The organism is Aeromonas sp. QDB39 (assembly GCF_027707585.1).
GTDB classification, from domain to species: Bacteria; Pseudomonadota; Gammaproteobacteria; order Enterobacterales; family Aeromonadaceae; genus Aeromonas; species Aeromonas hydrophila.
In genome coordinates, this window is the sequence record NZ_JAPCIV010000017.1 from 15,652 (window position 1) to 30,914 (window position 15,263).

Sequence of the window (15,263 nt, forward strand, 5' to 3'; positions counted from 1 at the left end):
CTGCGTCGGTAGCAAAAGAGAGGGGTGTTTGGGCCGGACAAAGATGGTATCACTGTGGTTTTACCGAGGAGCAGATGAATGAGTCGAAGTGAAATCGCAAGAGAGACATCCCATCCGGACTGGCCGCTGGTCTGGCAGATCTACGGCAGCAGCTTTCCCCGCTACGAACAGCGCCAGCCGCAGCATCAACAGCTCAAGATGGGAGACTCCCGCTTTCGCTGTCAGCTCTTTTATCAGGGCGAGCAGCTGCTCGGCTTCATCTTCTGGTGGGACTGCGGCGAGCAGATCTACATCGAACACCTGGCCATCAACCCGGCCCTGCGCGGCCAGAACCACGGCTCACGCCTGCTTGCCGCCTTCTGCGAGACGGCGGGGCGCCCGGTCATCCTGGAGATAGATCCGCCAGAGGACGAGATCGCCCTGCGCCGGCTGCGCTTCTACCAGTCGCTGGGTTTTTGCCTGAACGAGCATGATCACGTGCACCCGCCCTATCAGCCGGGTCATCAAGGCCATGCGCTGCGGGTGCTGAGCTATCCGGCCCCGCTCGATGAGCAGGGCTATCGGCGCTTCAACAAGGTGCTGGTGGAGACTGTGATGGATCACGGCCTGATTTAAATAAGGTGACTGATATTTGTATTTTGAATTAAAGGGGGAGGAATCTCCCCCTAATAGCAGGATTATTCGTAGACAGCAGTTGTATGAAGTAATTGATCTGCAAAAGTGAAAATTTCATCTATTGAGTCAATCGGGTGTCTAGTTTCTTTCTTTTCAGCGTCAAACAGCCCTATATACTTTTGGCGAGAGTTAAAATGTAATCTGCAAAGTGGTTTTCGGTTATTATCATCAAGCAGAATCCCAAAATAACTCTGGGTATCCCTCGGCGCAATTCTAGCAACATCAAATTTCTGTCTGAGAATAGCTTTTACAACGTTGAATGCTTCCATTTCTTCAATAGTTGTATCTACTCTAGATTTTTCTTTGTTGTTATCATTTTCACTGTTGTCATTCGGTAGCTCACTCTCTGAGGCTGATGAGACAGACGAGGTGCTGACACTGTTACCTATTGCAGATTTCAATCTGGCATTGATGCTATCGTTGAGGAACTGATTCAGAGCTTTCTTGGTGATATCCGTGAACGACTGTTTTACCCTGGCAGTAAGTACACCATCATAAATTCGAGACGCAAAAAATTTGACAAAATCTTCCTCTGGAGAGGCGAACTGCTCAGCAAGTAGTTTCTTTATCTGGCTAAGATATTTAAGTTCTCCAGCTGCATCAACAACTGACTCAACATCGAAAGCTGTTTTAGTCAGTTTTAATACCTCAGGAACTACATGCTCATCTATGTCCTCAAGATCAAGTGTCAGAAAAGGTTTTTCATCCATTTTATTCGGCGCATCCAAGTCGGTATAAAACTCATATTGAGCGCCATTAGTGAGAATGCCAATTCTGGCATTGGTTACCGAGAAATAACGGAAGAGTTGACCTGAGTGCTTTGCAGACAGTTTTTCACTGTATTTTTTACATTCAACCAAAATTTGAACTTGACCATCCTTGAGGATGGCATAGTCAACCTTTTCTCCCTTTTTGATACCGGTGTCTGCGGTGAACTCAGGGATTACCTCGGTGGGGTCAAAGACATCGTAACCGAGAACGCGGTTGAGAAACGGCATGACAAAGGCATTTTTGGTCGCTTCTTCAGTCGTGATCATCGATGACTGTTGAGCAATTTTCTTGGATAGACTCTGTAGCTGTTCTGAAAAATCCATTTCTTCCTCTCTGTATGGCGGCAAAGTTCTACTTTTTAACGCTATATTCCCCACCATCATCCCTGGTCAGAATAATGGGGGACAGATACCCATAACCTCTGCTTATATTCAGCAAAGCGCCATACGATTCCAAGGCTTGTATTCTTGAAACAGGATCTAGCTCACCGCTATTGAGTTTTATATGGAGAATATTTGTCCATTGTTGCCCCGAGCAATGAGAAGGGGCGCCTCGGCGCCCCTTCGGTTTATTCCCCCAGCAGCTGTTGCCAGACCGCCAGCACATGGCCGCGCTCCGGCAGCAACCTGTCGTCTCCCACCTTGCGGGAGACCTCGGAGAGGTTGAGGCGATGGCCGAGGTTGCGGATCTCCAGATAGGCGTGCTTGAGCCCCTCCGCCTGCTCCAGCGTGAGTACCCCCGCCAGCACGCACTCATCGAAGATGCGCACGTTATCGGACCAGCGGGTGAGCGCCTCGGGTTCGCCGCAGGCATGGGCCAGCACCAGGTACTGGGCGATGAATTCGATGTCCACCATGCCGCCGGGGGACTGCTTGAGATCGAACTCACCGGCACCGGCTTTGAGCAGGTGATCCCGCATCTTGTGGCGCATCTCGCGCACCTCGCGGGCCAGGGTCGGCAGGTCGCGCTCCTTGGCCAGCACGGCGCGGCGGATGCGGGCAAACTCGGCGATCACCGCCTCATCGCCATAGATGGGGCGGGCCCGCACCAGTGCCTGATGCTCCCAGGTCCAGGCCTCGTTTTGCTGATACAGCTCGTAGGCCGACAGCGACGAGACCAGCAGGCCTGAGTCGCCGGAGGGGCGCAGCCGCATATCGATCTCGTAAAGGATGCCGGAGGGGGTACGGGTGCTGAACAGGTGCAGGATCCGCTGGGCCAGGCGCAAGTAGAACTGGCGGCTGTCGATGGGCTTGCGCCCGTCGGTGTAGCTGTTGGGGTCGCCACCGTGCAGGAACACCAGGTCGAGATCCGAGCCGTAGCCGAGCTCGATACCGCCCAGCTTGCCGTAGGCCACTACCGCAAAGCCGCGCTGGCCGCTCACCGCCACCTCGGGCGGTACCCCGTAGCGCTCGCTCATCTGGGCCCAGGCCTGATTGACCACCTCTTCGGTGATCGCCTCCGCCAGCCAGGTGAGGTGGTCGCTCACCTTCATCAGCGGCAGGGCGCCGGCGATGTCGGCCGCCACGATGCGCAGCAGCTGTACCTGCTTGAACTGGCGCAGCGCCTCCATCTGCTGCTCCACGTCCTCCTCGGGGATGCGCAGCAGGAACTGGCGCAGCTGGGGCTTGTACTGATCGAGCGGGGTGGGGTGGTAGAGGTGCTGGGGATCGAGCAGCTCGTCCAGCAAAATCGGGTAGCGGGCCAGCTGCTCGCTCACCAGATGGCTGGCGTCACACAGCCGTACCAGCTGGCGCAGGGCGCCCGGGTTCTCCGCCAGCAGTTGCAGATAGGCGCTGCGGGTGAAGATGCGGGTCAGCAGCTCGCACACCCGCTCGAACAGGCGGGCAGGTTGCTCGCTGGCGACCACCAGGCGCAGCAGTTCCGGCATCAGCCAGTCCAGCGCGATGCGCCCCTGCGGGCCCACCTGACGGCGCTTGTACTCCTCCTTGAAACGCAGCAGGGCACCGCAGAGCGAGGCAGGCTCAGCCACCCCCTGCGCAATCAGCAGTTGCTCCAGCTCGGCGGCGTCGAGCTCGGTGCGCCAGAGATCGAGCCAGAGCTGCTCCAGATGGGCGGGGGCCTCCTTCTCTTCCCCCACCACGGCGGCGAACTCCTGATGGACGGCGGCCATCTCCTCGTCCAGATGGGCCATGAAGGCGCCCCAGTCGGCAAAGCCGAGGGCGGCGACGAGCCGCTGGCGATCCCGCTCCTCGGTGGGCAGGGTCTGGGTCTGCTGATCGCCGATCTCCTGCAATATGTTCTCGACCCGGCGCAGGAAGCGATAGGCCGTCAGCAGGCGGTCGCAATGGGTGGCTTCGAGGGCGCCGCACTGGGCGATGGCGGCCAGCGCCTCCGGCAGGTGGCGCACCCGCAGCGCCGGCTCACGGCCGCCGCGAATCAGCTGCAGCGCCTGGGCGATGAACTCCACCTCGCGAATGCCGCCGGCCCCCAGCTTGATGTTGCCCTCCAGCCCCTTGCGGCGCACCTCGGCAGCGATCATCGCCTTCATCTGGCGCAGGCCGTCGATGACGCCGAAGTCGATATAGCGGCGAAACACGAAGGGGCGCAGCATCTCGGCCAGCTCCACCGCGTGTTCGCACTGAGGCCCCAGCACCCGCGCCTTGACCATGGCGTAGCGCTCCCAGTTGCGGCCGTGGTGCTGGTAGTAATCCTCCATGGCGGCAAAGGAGATGGCCAGCGGCCCCGCATCGCCAAAGGGGCGCAGCCGCATATCGACCCGAAACACCTGGCCGTCGACCGTGCCCTGGTGCAGGGCGTTGATGATGCGCTGGCCCAGCTTGATGAAGAATTGCTGGTTGGCGAGCTCGCGCCGCCCGCCGACCGTGTAGCCGTTCTCGGGGAAGGTGAAGATAAGGTCGATGTCCGAGGAGAAATTGAGCTCACCGCCCCCCAGCTTGCCCATGCCGAGGATCAGCAGTGGCTGCGGGTTGCCGTTGCCATCCATCGGGGTGCCCAGCTCGCCGCACTGCTTGGCGTAGAGCCAGTCGCGGGTCGCGCAGATAAGCGCATCCGCCAGTCTGGTGAGGTGGATAAAGCTCTCTTCCACCGCCGCGTGACCCAGCAGCTCGCGCCAGGCGATCACCAGCATGCGGCTGCGACGGAACTGGCGCAGGATGCGCTTGAGCGCCTCTTCGTCGTCCACCTCGGCCAGCAGGGCGGTCAGATCGTGCTGGTAGGCGGGCCAGCGCTCGGCCTGATCCAGATCGCCGGAGGCGAGCAGCTCGGTCAGCAACTCCGGCTGTTTGAAGAGGGAATCGGCGACAAAATCGGAGAGGCCGAGCAGGGTCAGCAGGGTCTGGCGCACCGACTCGGGTTGGTTGCCATAGTCGGGGGCCAGTTCAATCAGCCGTTGCCAGTGGCGCTGGGCCAGCTCCTGCAGCAGGGGGGAGAAGGCGGAGAAAGAGGGAGAGTGCTGGGCCACGGTTGCCGTCCTTGTGATTAACGAAACTGCCGGATAAAAAGCTGGCTGCCAATCTAGCACTGTCAGGCCCCCGCGTCACAGCGCAGGGGCGAGAAGCATGATCCGGCGGGAATTATCGGCAGCCGGCCATTCAGGTGCGCTGGTAGATATCGGGGTGGTAGATCTCCATCAGGCTGCCGGGGCTGGCGGGTGGCACGAAGCCGAAACCGGCGTAGAGGCCGTGGGCATCCGAGGTGGCGAGGGAGAGGCGGCGCAATCCCTGCAACTCGGGATGGTCGAGCATGGCCGCCACCAGCGCCTTGCTGTAGCCCCGGCCGCGATGCTCAGGCAGGACAAACACGTCGGCCAGATAGCCGAAGGTGGCCCGGTCGGTGATGACCCGGGCGAAGGCGACCTGCTGAGCGCCGAGGTAGCCGCCAAAGCAGAGCGAATGGTTGATGGCCCGCTGCAGGGTGGCAAGGGGAATGCCGCGACACCAGTAGGCCTCTTCAGACAAGAAGCGGTGGATCAGCGGCACGTCGAGCCGTCCCTTGTCGGCGCTGATTTCAAGCGCAAGTTCTGTGGTTTGCATCCTGGCTCCTTGCCGCGATGAAAAAAGAAAGGCCCCTCGTGGGGCCTTCCAGTCTAACCGGATTGCGACGTTCAACAACAGCGGCCCTGTGTCAGGCCAGTTTGAAGACCTGAATGATGAGTGCTGTCCAGGGGCTGGCTGTGCTGAGCCATCCCTTCCTGTCTGTGAGATGACGCCCGTCAGGCCAGTTTGAAGGCCTGGATATGGGTATCCAGGGTCTGGCTGTGGCGCTCCACCAGTTCGGAGGCCTCCTGCAGCTCGCGCAGCACCACCACGGAGCCCTCTACCACCTGCTTGACCTGCTCCAGGTTGCCGCTCATTTCCTCGGCCACCGAGCTCTGCTGCTCGGAGGCGGCGGCGATCTGGCGGTTCATGTCGGCCACCCCTTGTACCCTCTGCACTATGGTAGCGAGCTGGTCGCCGGCTTGGGTCACCTGTTCCACCCCCTTGTCGGCCTGCTGCACGCTCTGGGCCATCAGTTCGGCGGCCTGGCGGGCGTTGCCCTGCAACTGCTCGATCATCTTCTGGATCTCGACGGTGGCGGCCTGGGCCCGGTTGGCCAGTTCGCGCACCTCGGAGGCGACCACCGCGAAGCCGCGGCCGGCCTCGCCGGCGCGGGCGGCTTCGATGGCGGCGTTCAGCGCCAGCAGGTTGGTCTGCTCCGAGATGCCGCGAATGGTATCCACAACGGAGCCAATCTGCTCGACCCCCTGTTCCACCTGATTGACCACGGTGGAGGAGCGCTGAATGTTGCCGGAGAGGGTATCTATGGTGTTGACGGTGGCGGCCACGCAGCGGCTGCCCTCCTCGGCCAGCAGGCTGGTCTCGGCGGTGGCGTGGGAGGCCTGCTCCGCATGGGCGGCCACCTCGCGAATGGCGCCCACCATCTGGCTCATGGCGCTGGCCAGCTGTTCAATCTGGGTGAACTCCTCGCTGATGGCCTCGTTGGCCTCTTCCATGCAAAGGGTGACCTGGGAGGCGATGTCGTTGAGCTCCTTGCAGGCGACGCGCTGGGTGCCGAACACCTCCTTGAGGTTCTCCTGGGAGTGGGCCACCGCCTTGGCGATGTCACCGAACTCGTCACGGGACTTGAGCAGTACCCGGTGGCTCAGATCCTTGCGGGCGAAGCGCTCCAGCAGGCCCACCAGATAGTGCACCTGCTTGACCATCAGGCGCGAGCCGGTCAGCAGCAGCACCACGAACAGCAACCCCATGATGGCGGTCTCCATCAACCCGGTCCAGAGCAGGCTGTTGGCGATAGTGTCCGCCTTGTCGGGCGCGATGCCTTCGCTGAGCAGGGTGGTTTCCAGATTGCTGGCGTCGAACCAGAGCTTGACCAGCAGCAGCACAGTACTGAACACCATGAGCAGTACCACTTTGGGTACCAGCCGGATATTGCTCATTCGCCTCTCCAGCGGGTTTAACTGCATAATATTTCTCCTTTTAATGACCGGTTTTCCTTTGTCCTCAGGACTATCGGCATTATCTTCCTTTTTATTAATTCGCACCGTGCCTAAAGTGGGAAAATGTATGCGACATCACTTAACTCATCTGCGCGCCATGGATCTGCTGATGGCGTTTCTGTCGGTGATCTCGGTTTTGCTGGTCACGGCCCGCTGGTGGGGGCATGCCCAGCTCACCCCCCAGACCCTGCAGCTGTTCTATGACGTCGACAGTCTGATCTGCTACTTCTTCCTCGCCCACTTCGCCTATGGCTGGGCCCGCGCCTCCGACCGGATGGCCTTCTTCAAGGCCAACTGGTTCTATCTGCCGGGCAGCCTGCCGATGGTGGAGCAGCTGCGCTGGGCACGGCTCATTCAGCTGTGGCGGGTCTACCGGCTGCTGCGGGATCAGCCGGATCTGCTCGCCATGTTCCGTCGCGAGCGCAACGAGACCACCCTCTCCGGCATCCTGTTCCTGTTCTTCCTGCTGCTGGGGGTCGGTTCCGGGGTCATGTATCTGATCGAATCGGGCCAGCCCGGCAGCCAGATCCAGACCCCCTACGATGCCTTCTGGTGGACCCTGGTGACCCTGTCGACCGTGGGGTACGGCGATCTGGTGCCCAAGACGGAGCAAGGGCGTTTCGTCGCCAGCCTGCTGATCCTGTTCGGGGTCGGCCTGTTCGGCGCCATCAGCGGTTTCATGGCCAGCCTGTTTCTGCAGCCGGGGCGGGGGGATGGCGAGCTGGAGAAGTGGCGTCATCACCAGAGCGCGCAGCAGGATCTGTTGTTGCAGGAGCTGCGTGCCCTGCGGGACGAGGTGAAGGCACTGAAACAGAAATAGGCTGCGGCGTCCGGAATGGTCGCGTCGCGGCGCAGACAAGTTGCGAGCCAGCTCTCAGCTCGGGGGGCGCCACTTTTCTTTGCTTGTCCTTTGACCCGCAGGCGGCTTAACATTCGCCAGTCACCTAACCAAACGAAGAGAACCGATCGACCATGCGCGCCCTTCTCGGGATCCTGATCTGCTTGTGTGCCCAACAGGCACTGGCCGATACCCGTTATGTTTCAGACAACATCTTTACCTTTATTCACAATGGTCCGGGTACCCAGTACCGGATCCTTGGCAGCGTCAAGGCGGGTGAGCCGCTGGACGTCAAGGCAGTGAACAACGAAGCCGGTTTCACCCAGGTGGTGGATGGTCGTGGCCGTGAAGGCTGGATCAAGAGCAGCGAGCTGCAGGGCGAGATCAGCCTGCGCGAACGGCTGCCCCAGGTGCAAAAAGAGCTGGAAGAGGCCAAGGCCCGCCTGCTGAACCTCAACGGTGACAACGAGAAACGCTTCACCGAGAAGGATGGCAAGCTCGCCGAGCAGAGCAAGGAGATCGCCAGCCTGAAGGCTCAGCTGGCCAGCCAGAGCGAGGAGATGGGCAATCTCAAAGAGCAGAACGACGCCCTGACCCAGAGCTACGACAACCAGGAGCACGACATGCAGATGGACTGGTTCATCCGCGGTGGTGCCATGGTGGGTGGCGGCATCCTGCTCGGCATCCTGTTGCCCATGCTGCCCCGTCGTCGCAGCCGCGGCGATCGCTGGATGAACTGACAACGGCTGTCGGAAGCAGAGTGAAGGGTCGCCATGGCGACCCTTCTTTTTTGCCTTGAGAAAAATTGTATACAAAATAAGGCCATGAATTTTGTCTGGTTAGCATATGGGGCCGATATCGTGCGTCATATGAGCCAATCAGCGATCTTTGTTAATAACAGGCAACAATTTCATTTCATCTATGGGTTGATATTGTATACATTATCGGCGTTTCGGCGGCACGGCCGCCTTCGTCGATATCAGCCCTAGGGCGTACAGGAAGACCCCATATGTTCAAAGCTACCCAAGTGCTTGCCGCTGACTATGTTCCCTCCGATCTGGCCGCCCTGCGCGAAGCCATCACCCAGAACTACGTGGTGGATGAAAATGCCTATCTGGCCGAGCTGTCGGCCATGCTGCCGGGGGACGGCGCCTCGCTGGAACGGGTGACCCAGCGTGCCCGCACCCTGGTGACCAAGGTGCGCAAGGAGAGCGGCTCCGGCGACGGCATCGACGCCTTCCTGCAGGAGTACAGCCTGGATACCCAGGAGGGGATCATCCTGATGTGCCTGGCGGAGGCGCTGCTGCGCATTCCCGATGCCGAGACCGCCGATGCCCTGATCAAGGACAAGCTCTCCGGCGCCAACTGGTCGTCCCATTTTCGCAAGAGCGACTCCACCCTGGTGAACGCCTCCACCTGGGGGCTGATGCTGACCGGCAAGATCATCAAGCTGGACAAGAAGCTGGATGGCAACCCGGCCAACCTGCTGGGCCGCATGGTCAACAAGCTGGGGGAGCCGGTGGTGCGTTCCGCCATGTACGCCGCCATGAAGATCATGGGCAAGCAGTTCGTGCTGGGGCGCGACATGAAGGAAGCCCTCAAGGCGAGCCGCAAGTCCCGCGAGAAGGGTTACACCCACACCTACGACATGCTGGGGGAGTCCGCCCTGACCCTGGCCGATGCCGACAAGTATTTCGGTGACTACCAGCGCGCTATCGAGGCGGTGGGCAACGAGCGTATCAGCGACGGCGGCCCGGCCCCCTCCATCTCAATCAAGCTGTCGGCGCTCCATCCGCGCTATGACGTGGCCAACCGCGAGCGGGTGCTCGGCGAAATGTGCGAGCGGCTGGTGGGACTGGTGCGCCTCGCCCGTGACAAGGACGTGGCCATCAGCATCGATGCCGAAGAGATGGATCGCCTCGAGCTCTCCCTCGATCTGTTCGAGCAGCTCTATCGCTCCGAGGCGAACCGCGGCTGGGGCAAGCTCGGCATGGTGGTACAGGCCTACTCCAAGCGCGCCCTGCCGGTGCTCTGCTGGTTGACCGGGCTGGCCCGCGAGCAGGGGGACCTGATCCCGGTGCGGCTGGTGAAGGGCGCCTACTGGGACAGCGAGCTCAAATATGCCCAGCAGGCCGGCCTGCCCGGCTACCCGCTGTTTACCCGCAAGGCGGGCACCGACATCTCCTACCTCGCCTGCGCCCGCTACCTGCTGAGCGAGCCGACCCGCGGCTTCATCTCGCCCCAGTTTGCCACCCACAACGCCAACACCGTGGTCAGCATTCTGGAGATGGCCGGTGATCGCCAGTTCGAATTCCAGCGCTTGCACGGCATGGGGGAGGAGCTGCACAACGCCGTGCTCAGCGAATATCCCGGCCTGCACTGCCGCATCTATGCGCCGGTCGGCGCCCACAAGGATCTGCTGCCCTACCTGGTGCGTCGCCTGCTGGAGAACGGGGCCAACACCTCCTTCGTCCACAAGCTGGTGGATCCCAACACCCCGGTCGATTCCCTGGCCGAGCATCCGCTGCGCACCCTCAAGCGCTACTCCAGCCTGGCCAACGATCGCATTCCGCAGCCGGTGAATCTGTTCAGCGACCGCAAGAACTCCAGCGGCGTCAACATGAATATCGTCTCCATCCAGCGCCCCTTCTTCGCCAAGCTGAAGGAGCTGGAGAGCAAGCAGTGGCTGGCGGGCCCCATCGTCGATGGCGAGACCCTCAAGCGCAACGAGGCCCGTGTGGTGCTGAGCCCGCAGGATGTGAGCCAGCTAGTGGGCAAGATCCACTGGGCCGACGAACAGGCGGTGGAGCAGGCGCTGGCCTCGGCCCATGCCGCCTTCCCGCGCTGGCGCGAGACCCCGGTGAGCGAGCGTGTCGCCGCGCTGGAGAAACTGGCGGATCTGCTGGAAGCGAACCGCGAGCAGTTCATCTCCCTCTGTACCCGCGAGGCGGGCAAGCTGCTGCAGGATGGCATCGACGAGGTGCGCGAGGCGGTGGACTTCTGCCGTTACTACGCGGTGCAGGCCCGTGGCCTGATGGGGCAGGCCACCCTGCTGCCCGGCTACACCGGCGAGATGAACGAGCTATTCCTGCAGGGGCGTGGCGTGTTCGTCTGCATCAGCCCGTGGAACTTCCCGCTGGCGATTTTCCTGGGACAAGTCGCCGCGGCGCTGGCCACCGGCAACACCGTCATCGCCAAGCCGGCCGAGCAGACCGGTCTCATCGCCCACCTGGCGGTGACCCTGGCCCATCAGGCTGGCATTCCGGGCGACGTGCTGCAACTGCTGCCGGGTGACGGCGCCACCGTCGGCGCCAAGCTGACGGCGGATGCCCGCATCGGCGGCGTCTGCTTCACCGGCTCCACCGAGACCGCCAAGCTCATCAACATGACCCTGGCCCAGCGCGAGGGCGCCATCCTGCCGCTCATCGCCGAGACCGGCGGCCAGAACGCCATGATTGTCGACTCCACCGCCCTGCCGGAGCAGGTGGTGCGCGATGTGGTGAGCGCCGCCTTCCAGAGCGCCGGCCAGCGCTGCTCCGCCCTGCGGGTGCTCTACCTGCAGGAAGAGATCGCGCCGCGGGTGCTGGAGATCCTGACCGGTGCCCTGCAGGAGCTCAAAGTGGGCAACCCGGCCGAGCACAACACCGACGTCGGCCCGGTCATCGACGCCGAGGCCAAGGCCGGGCTGGATGCACACCTGGTGCACATGATCCCGCGTGCCCGCCTGATCGCCCAGGCGCCGATGTCGGCCGTGACCCTGGGTGGCCACTTCGTGCAACCGACCGCGCTGGAGATCGGCTCCATCCGCGAGCTGACCCGCGAGCAGTTCGGCCCCATCCTGCACGTGGTGCGCTATGCTGCCCGGGATCTGGACAAGGTGATCAGCGACATCAACGGTACCGGTTACGGTCTGACGCTGGGGATCCACAGCCGCAACGAATCCCATGCCGAGGAGCTGGCGAGCCGCATCAACGTGGGCAACGTCTACATCAACCGCAACCAGATCGGCGCCATGGTCGGGGTGCAGCCGTTCGGCGGGCAGGGCCTTTCCGGCACCGGTCCCAAGGCGGGCGGCCCCCATTACCTGAGCCGTTTCATTACCGAGAAAACCCGCACCATCAACACCACGGCGGTGGGCGGCAACGCCTCTTTGCTGGCGATGGGCGACGCCTGATCGACCGTGACCGACATCAGGCCGCCTGCGGGCGGCCTTTTTCATGGGCGTTCTCATGAGCGTTGAAAAGCCGCCATCTTGGGGTCGCCACCCGGCTTGCCGCGTCTTAATATGGTGGCCGGTTGTCGCTTTCATCCGTCACCGCCGCCCGGCCCCGGGCGCGCATCCCGACCGACGTCACAACAAAGAGTGCTGCATCTATGCCATTAACCGAACAGGCCCGCTGGTTCGTGCTGGGGGGCGATCACCTCGTCCTGCTGGATGAGCAGGGACGCATTCCACAAGGCCCCCGTGCCTGTCTGCCCAGCCACTTGCAGCATGCCGCCTTTGAGCGCTTTGACGAGTGGGACGGGCTGCCCTGCCTGCTGCTGGATCTGGGGGAGGCGGCTGACACCGAGGCCCTGACCCCCCTGCGCCAGCTGATGGTGGCCGGTGATGAAACGGGCTTTCAGCTGGCCGGCCGCGCCTGGCAGCTCGCCACCTTTCGCCGCACCCACCGTTTCTGCGGCGAGTGCGGTGCCCCCATGAGCCCGAAGGCGGGGGAGTGGGCGCAAGGGTGCCGCCATGGCCACGTCGCCTATCCGCGTATCTCCCCCTGCATCATAGTGGCGGTGCGCAAGGGGCCCGCCATCTTGCTGGCGGCCCACCGCCGTCACTATCAGGCCGAGGATCCCATGTATACCGTGCTGGCCGGCTTCGTAGAGGCGGGGGAGAACCTGGAGCAGTGCGTGGCGCGGGAGGTGTTCGAGGAGAGCGGCATCCGGGTGACCAACGTGCGTTACGTGGCGAGCCAGCCCTGGCCGTTTCCCCATAGCCTGATGATGGGCTTTACCGCCGACTACGAGAGCGGCGAGATCAAGGTGCAGGATGACGAACTGGTGGCCGCCGATTTCTTCGAGGCCGATACGCTGCCACGGCTGCCGCCCCACGGCACCATAGCGCGGCGGCTCATCGCGCTCTGCCTCGACGACCAAGCCTGAGGGAGGCAAAGAGGGGCGCTTGTTTGCGCCCCTTCACATCTTTGCACTCCAACGGCGGCGGCAGGCGTTTGAGCCGCCCCCCGCCGCGCACAAAGTGGTATCATATCCGCCATTTTATGCTGGATATGACTCAGGAACTGGGATGAAAGAGCTGAAGAACGATCGTTACCTGCGTGCCCTGCTGCGCCAGGAAGTGGACATGACCCCGGTATGGATGATGCGCCAGGCTGGCCGCTATCTGCCGGAATACAAGGCCACGCGCGCCCAGGCGGGGGATTTCATGTCCCTGTGCCGCAACGCCGAGCTGGCTTGTGAAGTCACCCTGCAGCCGCTGCGCCGCTATCCACTCGATGCCGCCATCCTCTTCTCCGACATCCTCACCGTGCCCGATGCTATGGGGCTGGGTCTCTACTTCGAGCAGGGGGAAGGCCCGCGCTTCGAGCGTCCGATCACCTCCATGGCCGATGTGCAGGCGCTGCCGGTGCCGGATCCGGAGGATGAACTCGGCTACGTGATGAATGCGGTGCGCACCATCCGCCGTGAGCTCAAGGGCGAAGTGCCGCTCATCGGCTTCTCCGGCAGCCCCTGGACCCTGGCCACCTACATGGTGGAGGGGGGCAGCTCCAAGGCGTTCACCAAGATCAAGCAGATGATGTATGCAGAGCCGCAGACCCTGCACCTGCTGCTCGACAAGCTGGCCGACAGCGTGATTAGCTATCTCAACGCCCAGATCAAGGCGGGTGCCCAGGCGGTCATGGTGTTCGATACCTGGGGCGGCGTGCTCACCCCGCGCGATTACCGCGACTTCTCCCTGCAATACATGCACAAGATTGTCGATGGCCTCATTCGCGAGCACGACGGTCGCCGTGTGCCGGTCACCCTGTTCACCAAGAACGGCGGCCAGTGGCTGGAGCAGATCGCCGCTACCGGTTGCGATGCGCTGGGTCTGGACTGGACCACCGACATCGCCGACGCCAAGCGCCGGGTCGGCGACAAGGTGGCGCTGCAGGGCAACATGGACCCCTCCATGCTCTACGCCAGCCCGGCCCGCATCCGTGAAGAGGTCGCCTCCATCCTGGCCGGCTTCGGTCACGGCAACGGCCATGTCTTCAACCTGGGTCACGGCATCCATCAGGATGTGAACCCGGAGCATGCCGGCGTGTTCGTCAACGCGGTACACGAGCTGTCCGCCCAGTACCACGGCCGCTGAGCGCCGCCGACAACACAGTGAACAACGGGGCCTGCGGGCCCCGTTTTGCTGCCTGCGGCGGGGGCTGCATCCTGACCGCCGCTCGGGTTACACTTCAACCCGGTAGCGGGCGGTCGACGGCAGGTGGGCACGGCAAGGTGCCCCCGGGCCTGACGCCCCAAGGTGATGGCTGGAGGCAGGATGAGCAACAGGTTGTTGGATTGGGGTATCGACCTTGGCGGTACCAAGTGCGAATGCGTGGTACTGGACGGGGACGAGGTGCTGCTGCGCCATCGTATTCCCACCGAGCGTGCCGGCGGTTATGACCACATGATCGGCCAGATCGCCAAACTGGTGGCAGAGTGCGCCGACAAGATCGGTCAGCGGCCGACCCTCATCGGCATGGGGACGCCGGGGGCGCGGGATCCGCAAACCGGCCTGATGAAGAACTGCAACACCACCGAGCTCAACGGCAAGCCGTTCAAGGAAGATCTGGAGCGCCGGCTCGGCGTGCCGGTGCTTATCGCCAACGACGCCAACTGCTTCGCGCTGGCGGAAACCCATCTGGGGGCGGTGCGCCAGCACCACCCTGATGCCAAGGTAGTGTTCGGCATCATCATGGGTACCGGAGTGGGCTCCGGCATCGTCATCAACGGCCGCATCCTCAACGGTCACCACGGCATCGCCGGCGAGTGGGGCCACAACGTGCTCTCACCCGACGGCCCCGAGTGCTACTGCGGCAAGCGCGGCTGCGTCGAGACCTTCATCAGCGGCCCGGCGCTGGAGGCCTGGTACGAGGCCAAGGCCAAGCGTCACCTCTCGCTGGCCAAGATAGCGGCGGCGACGGCTCACGACCACGTGGCCAAGCTCACCATCGACCGGCTGCATCTGCTGTTTGGCCAGGCGCTGGCCAACGTGGTGAACATTCTCGATCCGGATGTGATCGTCATCGGCGGCGGGGTCGGCAACGTGCAGAGCCTGTACAGTGTGGGACGGGAGACTATTTTGCCCTTCCTCTTTAATCCCCGCTTCGCCACCCCCATTATTGCTCCAGCCCTGGGGGACAGCGCCGGGGTATTCGGGGCGGCACTGCTGGCCCGCGGTGAATTTCAGGATGCCCTGCTGTCGTGAGTCAGCCATCCGCTTGTCCCTTTGTCCCA

At 62.4% G+C, this 15,263-nt stretch carries 11 protein-coding genes; 7 read left to right on the forward strand and 4 right to left on the reverse strand.

What is annotated here, in order from left to right; all coding sequences use genetic code 11:
- Positions 1-78: 78 nt before the first annotated feature.
- On the forward strand, positions 79-615 hold the full coding sequence (locus PG899_RS11620; RefSeq protein WP_077096123.1) for a GNAT family N-acetyltransferase: 537 nt from the start codon (positions 79-81) through the stop codon (positions 613-615).
- 62 nt (positions 616-677) lie between these two features.
- On the opposite strand, the gene PG899_RS11625 is transcribed toward PG899_RS11620, so the two are convergent.
- The 4 genes from PG899_RS11625 to PG899_RS11640 all read right to left on the reverse strand — a co-directional run bounded on the left by PG899_RS11625 (position 678) and on the right by PG899_RS11640 (position 6,889).
- Positions 678-1,769 carry a type I restriction endonuclease gene (locus PG899_RS11625; protein WP_016349498.1) on the reverse strand — a complete coding sequence of 364 codons (1,092 nt, stop codon included), beginning with the start codon at positions 1,767-1,769 and terminating at the stop codon, positions 678-680.
- 245 nt (positions 1,770-2,014) lie between these two features.
- Positions 2,015-4,888 carry a bifunctional [glutamate--ammonia ligase]-adenylyl-L-tyrosine phosphorylase/[glutamate--ammonia-ligase] adenylyltransferase gene (glnE, locus tag PG899_RS11630; RefSeq protein ID WP_179101397.1) on the reverse strand — a complete coding sequence of 958 codons (2,874 nt, stop codon included), beginning with the start codon at positions 4,886-4,888 and terminating at the stop codon, positions 2,015-2,017.
- Between the two features lie 130 nt (positions 4,889-5,018).
- Complete coding sequence (locus tag PG899_RS11635) at positions 5,019-5,459, reverse strand: GNAT family N-acetyltransferase (RefSeq protein WP_017410669.1); 441 nt, start codon at positions 5,457-5,459, stop codon at positions 5,019-5,021.
- A 179-nt stretch (positions 5,460-5,638) separates the two neighbouring features.
- On the reverse strand, positions 5,639-6,889 hold the full coding sequence (locus tag PG899_RS11640) for a methyl-accepting chemotaxis protein (RefSeq protein ID WP_029302409.1): 1,251 nt from the start codon (positions 6,887-6,889) through the stop codon (positions 5,639-5,641).
- A gap of 31 nt (positions 6,890-6,920) precedes the next feature.
- Between PG899_RS11640 and PG899_RS11645 the strand changes: the two genes are divergently transcribed.
- From PG899_RS11645 to PG899_RS11670, 6 genes are all read left to right on the forward strand, one after another.
- Positions 6,921-7,742 (forward strand): potassium channel family protein, encoded by an 822-nt coding sequence (locus PG899_RS11645; protein WP_039214669.1) that lies wholly within the window; start codon positions 6,921-6,923, stop codon positions 7,740-7,742.
- 152 nt (positions 7,743-7,894) lie between these two features.
- Positions 7,895-8,500 (forward strand): TIGR04211 family SH3 domain-containing protein, encoded by a 606-nt coding sequence (locus tag PG899_RS11650; protein ID WP_077096121.1) that lies wholly within the window; start codon positions 7,895-7,897, stop codon positions 8,498-8,500.
- Between the two features lie 269 nt (positions 8,501-8,769).
- Positions 8,770-11,934 (forward strand): bifunctional proline dehydrogenase/L-glutamate gamma-semialdehyde dehydrogenase PutA, encoded by a 3,165-nt coding sequence (putA, locus tag PG899_RS11655; RefSeq protein ID WP_077096120.1) that lies wholly within the window; start codon positions 8,770-8,772, stop codon positions 11,932-11,934.
- A gap of 200 nt (positions 11,935-12,134) precedes the next feature.
- On the forward strand, positions 12,135-12,914 hold the full coding sequence (nudC, locus tag PG899_RS11660) for an NAD(+) diphosphatase (protein ID WP_077096119.1): 780 nt from the start codon (positions 12,135-12,137) through the stop codon (positions 12,912-12,914).
- Positions 12,915-13,056: 142 nt separating this feature from the next.
- Entirely contained in the window at positions 13,057-14,124 is a 1,068-nt protein-coding gene (gene hemE / locus PG899_RS11665; protein ID WP_041217975.1) for a uroporphyrinogen decarboxylase, read from the forward strand.
- Positions 14,125-14,304: 180 nt separating this feature from the next.
- The gene (locus PG899_RS11670; RefSeq protein WP_039214666.1) at positions 14,305-15,234 is read left to right on the forward strand and encodes an ROK family protein; all 930 of its coding nucleotides are present in this window, start codon (positions 14,305-14,307) and stop codon (positions 15,232-15,234) included.
- The last annotated feature ends 29 nt before the right edge of the window (positions 15,235-15,263 follow it).

Coding starts and splice junctions, on each gene's coding strand:
- nudC (WP_077096119.1), top strand. CDS start 12,135: ATGCCATTAACCGAACAGGCCCGCTGGTTCGTGCTGGGGGGCGATCAC.
- PG899_RS11620 (WP_077096123.1), top strand. CDS start 79: ATGAGTCGAAGTGAAATCGCAAGAGAGACATCCCATCCGGACTGGCCG.
- PG899_RS11635 (WP_017410669.1), bottom strand. CDS start 5,459: ATGCAAACCACAGAACTTGCGCTTGAAATCAGCGCCGACAAGGGACGG.
- PG899_RS11640 (WP_029302409.1), bottom strand. CDS start 6,889: ATGCAGTTAAACCCGCTGGAGAGGCGAATGAGCAATATCCGGCTGGTA.
- PG899_RS11650 (WP_077096121.1), top strand. CDS start 7,895: ATGCGCGCCCTTCTCGGGATCCTGATCTGCTTGTGTGCCCAACAGGCA.
- hemE (WP_041217975.1), top strand. CDS start 13,057: ATGAAAGAGCTGAAGAACGATCGTTACCTGCGTGCCCTGCTGCGCCAG.
- putA (WP_077096120.1), top strand. CDS start 8,770: ATGTTCAAAGCTACCCAAGTGCTTGCCGCTGACTATGTTCCCTCCGAT.
- PG899_RS11670 (WP_039214666.1), top strand. CDS start 14,305: ATGAGCAACAGGTTGTTGGATTGGGGTATCGACCTTGGCGGTACCAAG.
- PG899_RS11625 (WP_016349498.1), bottom strand. CDS start 1,769: ATGGATTTTTCAGAACAGCTACAGAGTCTATCCAAGAAAATTGCTCAA.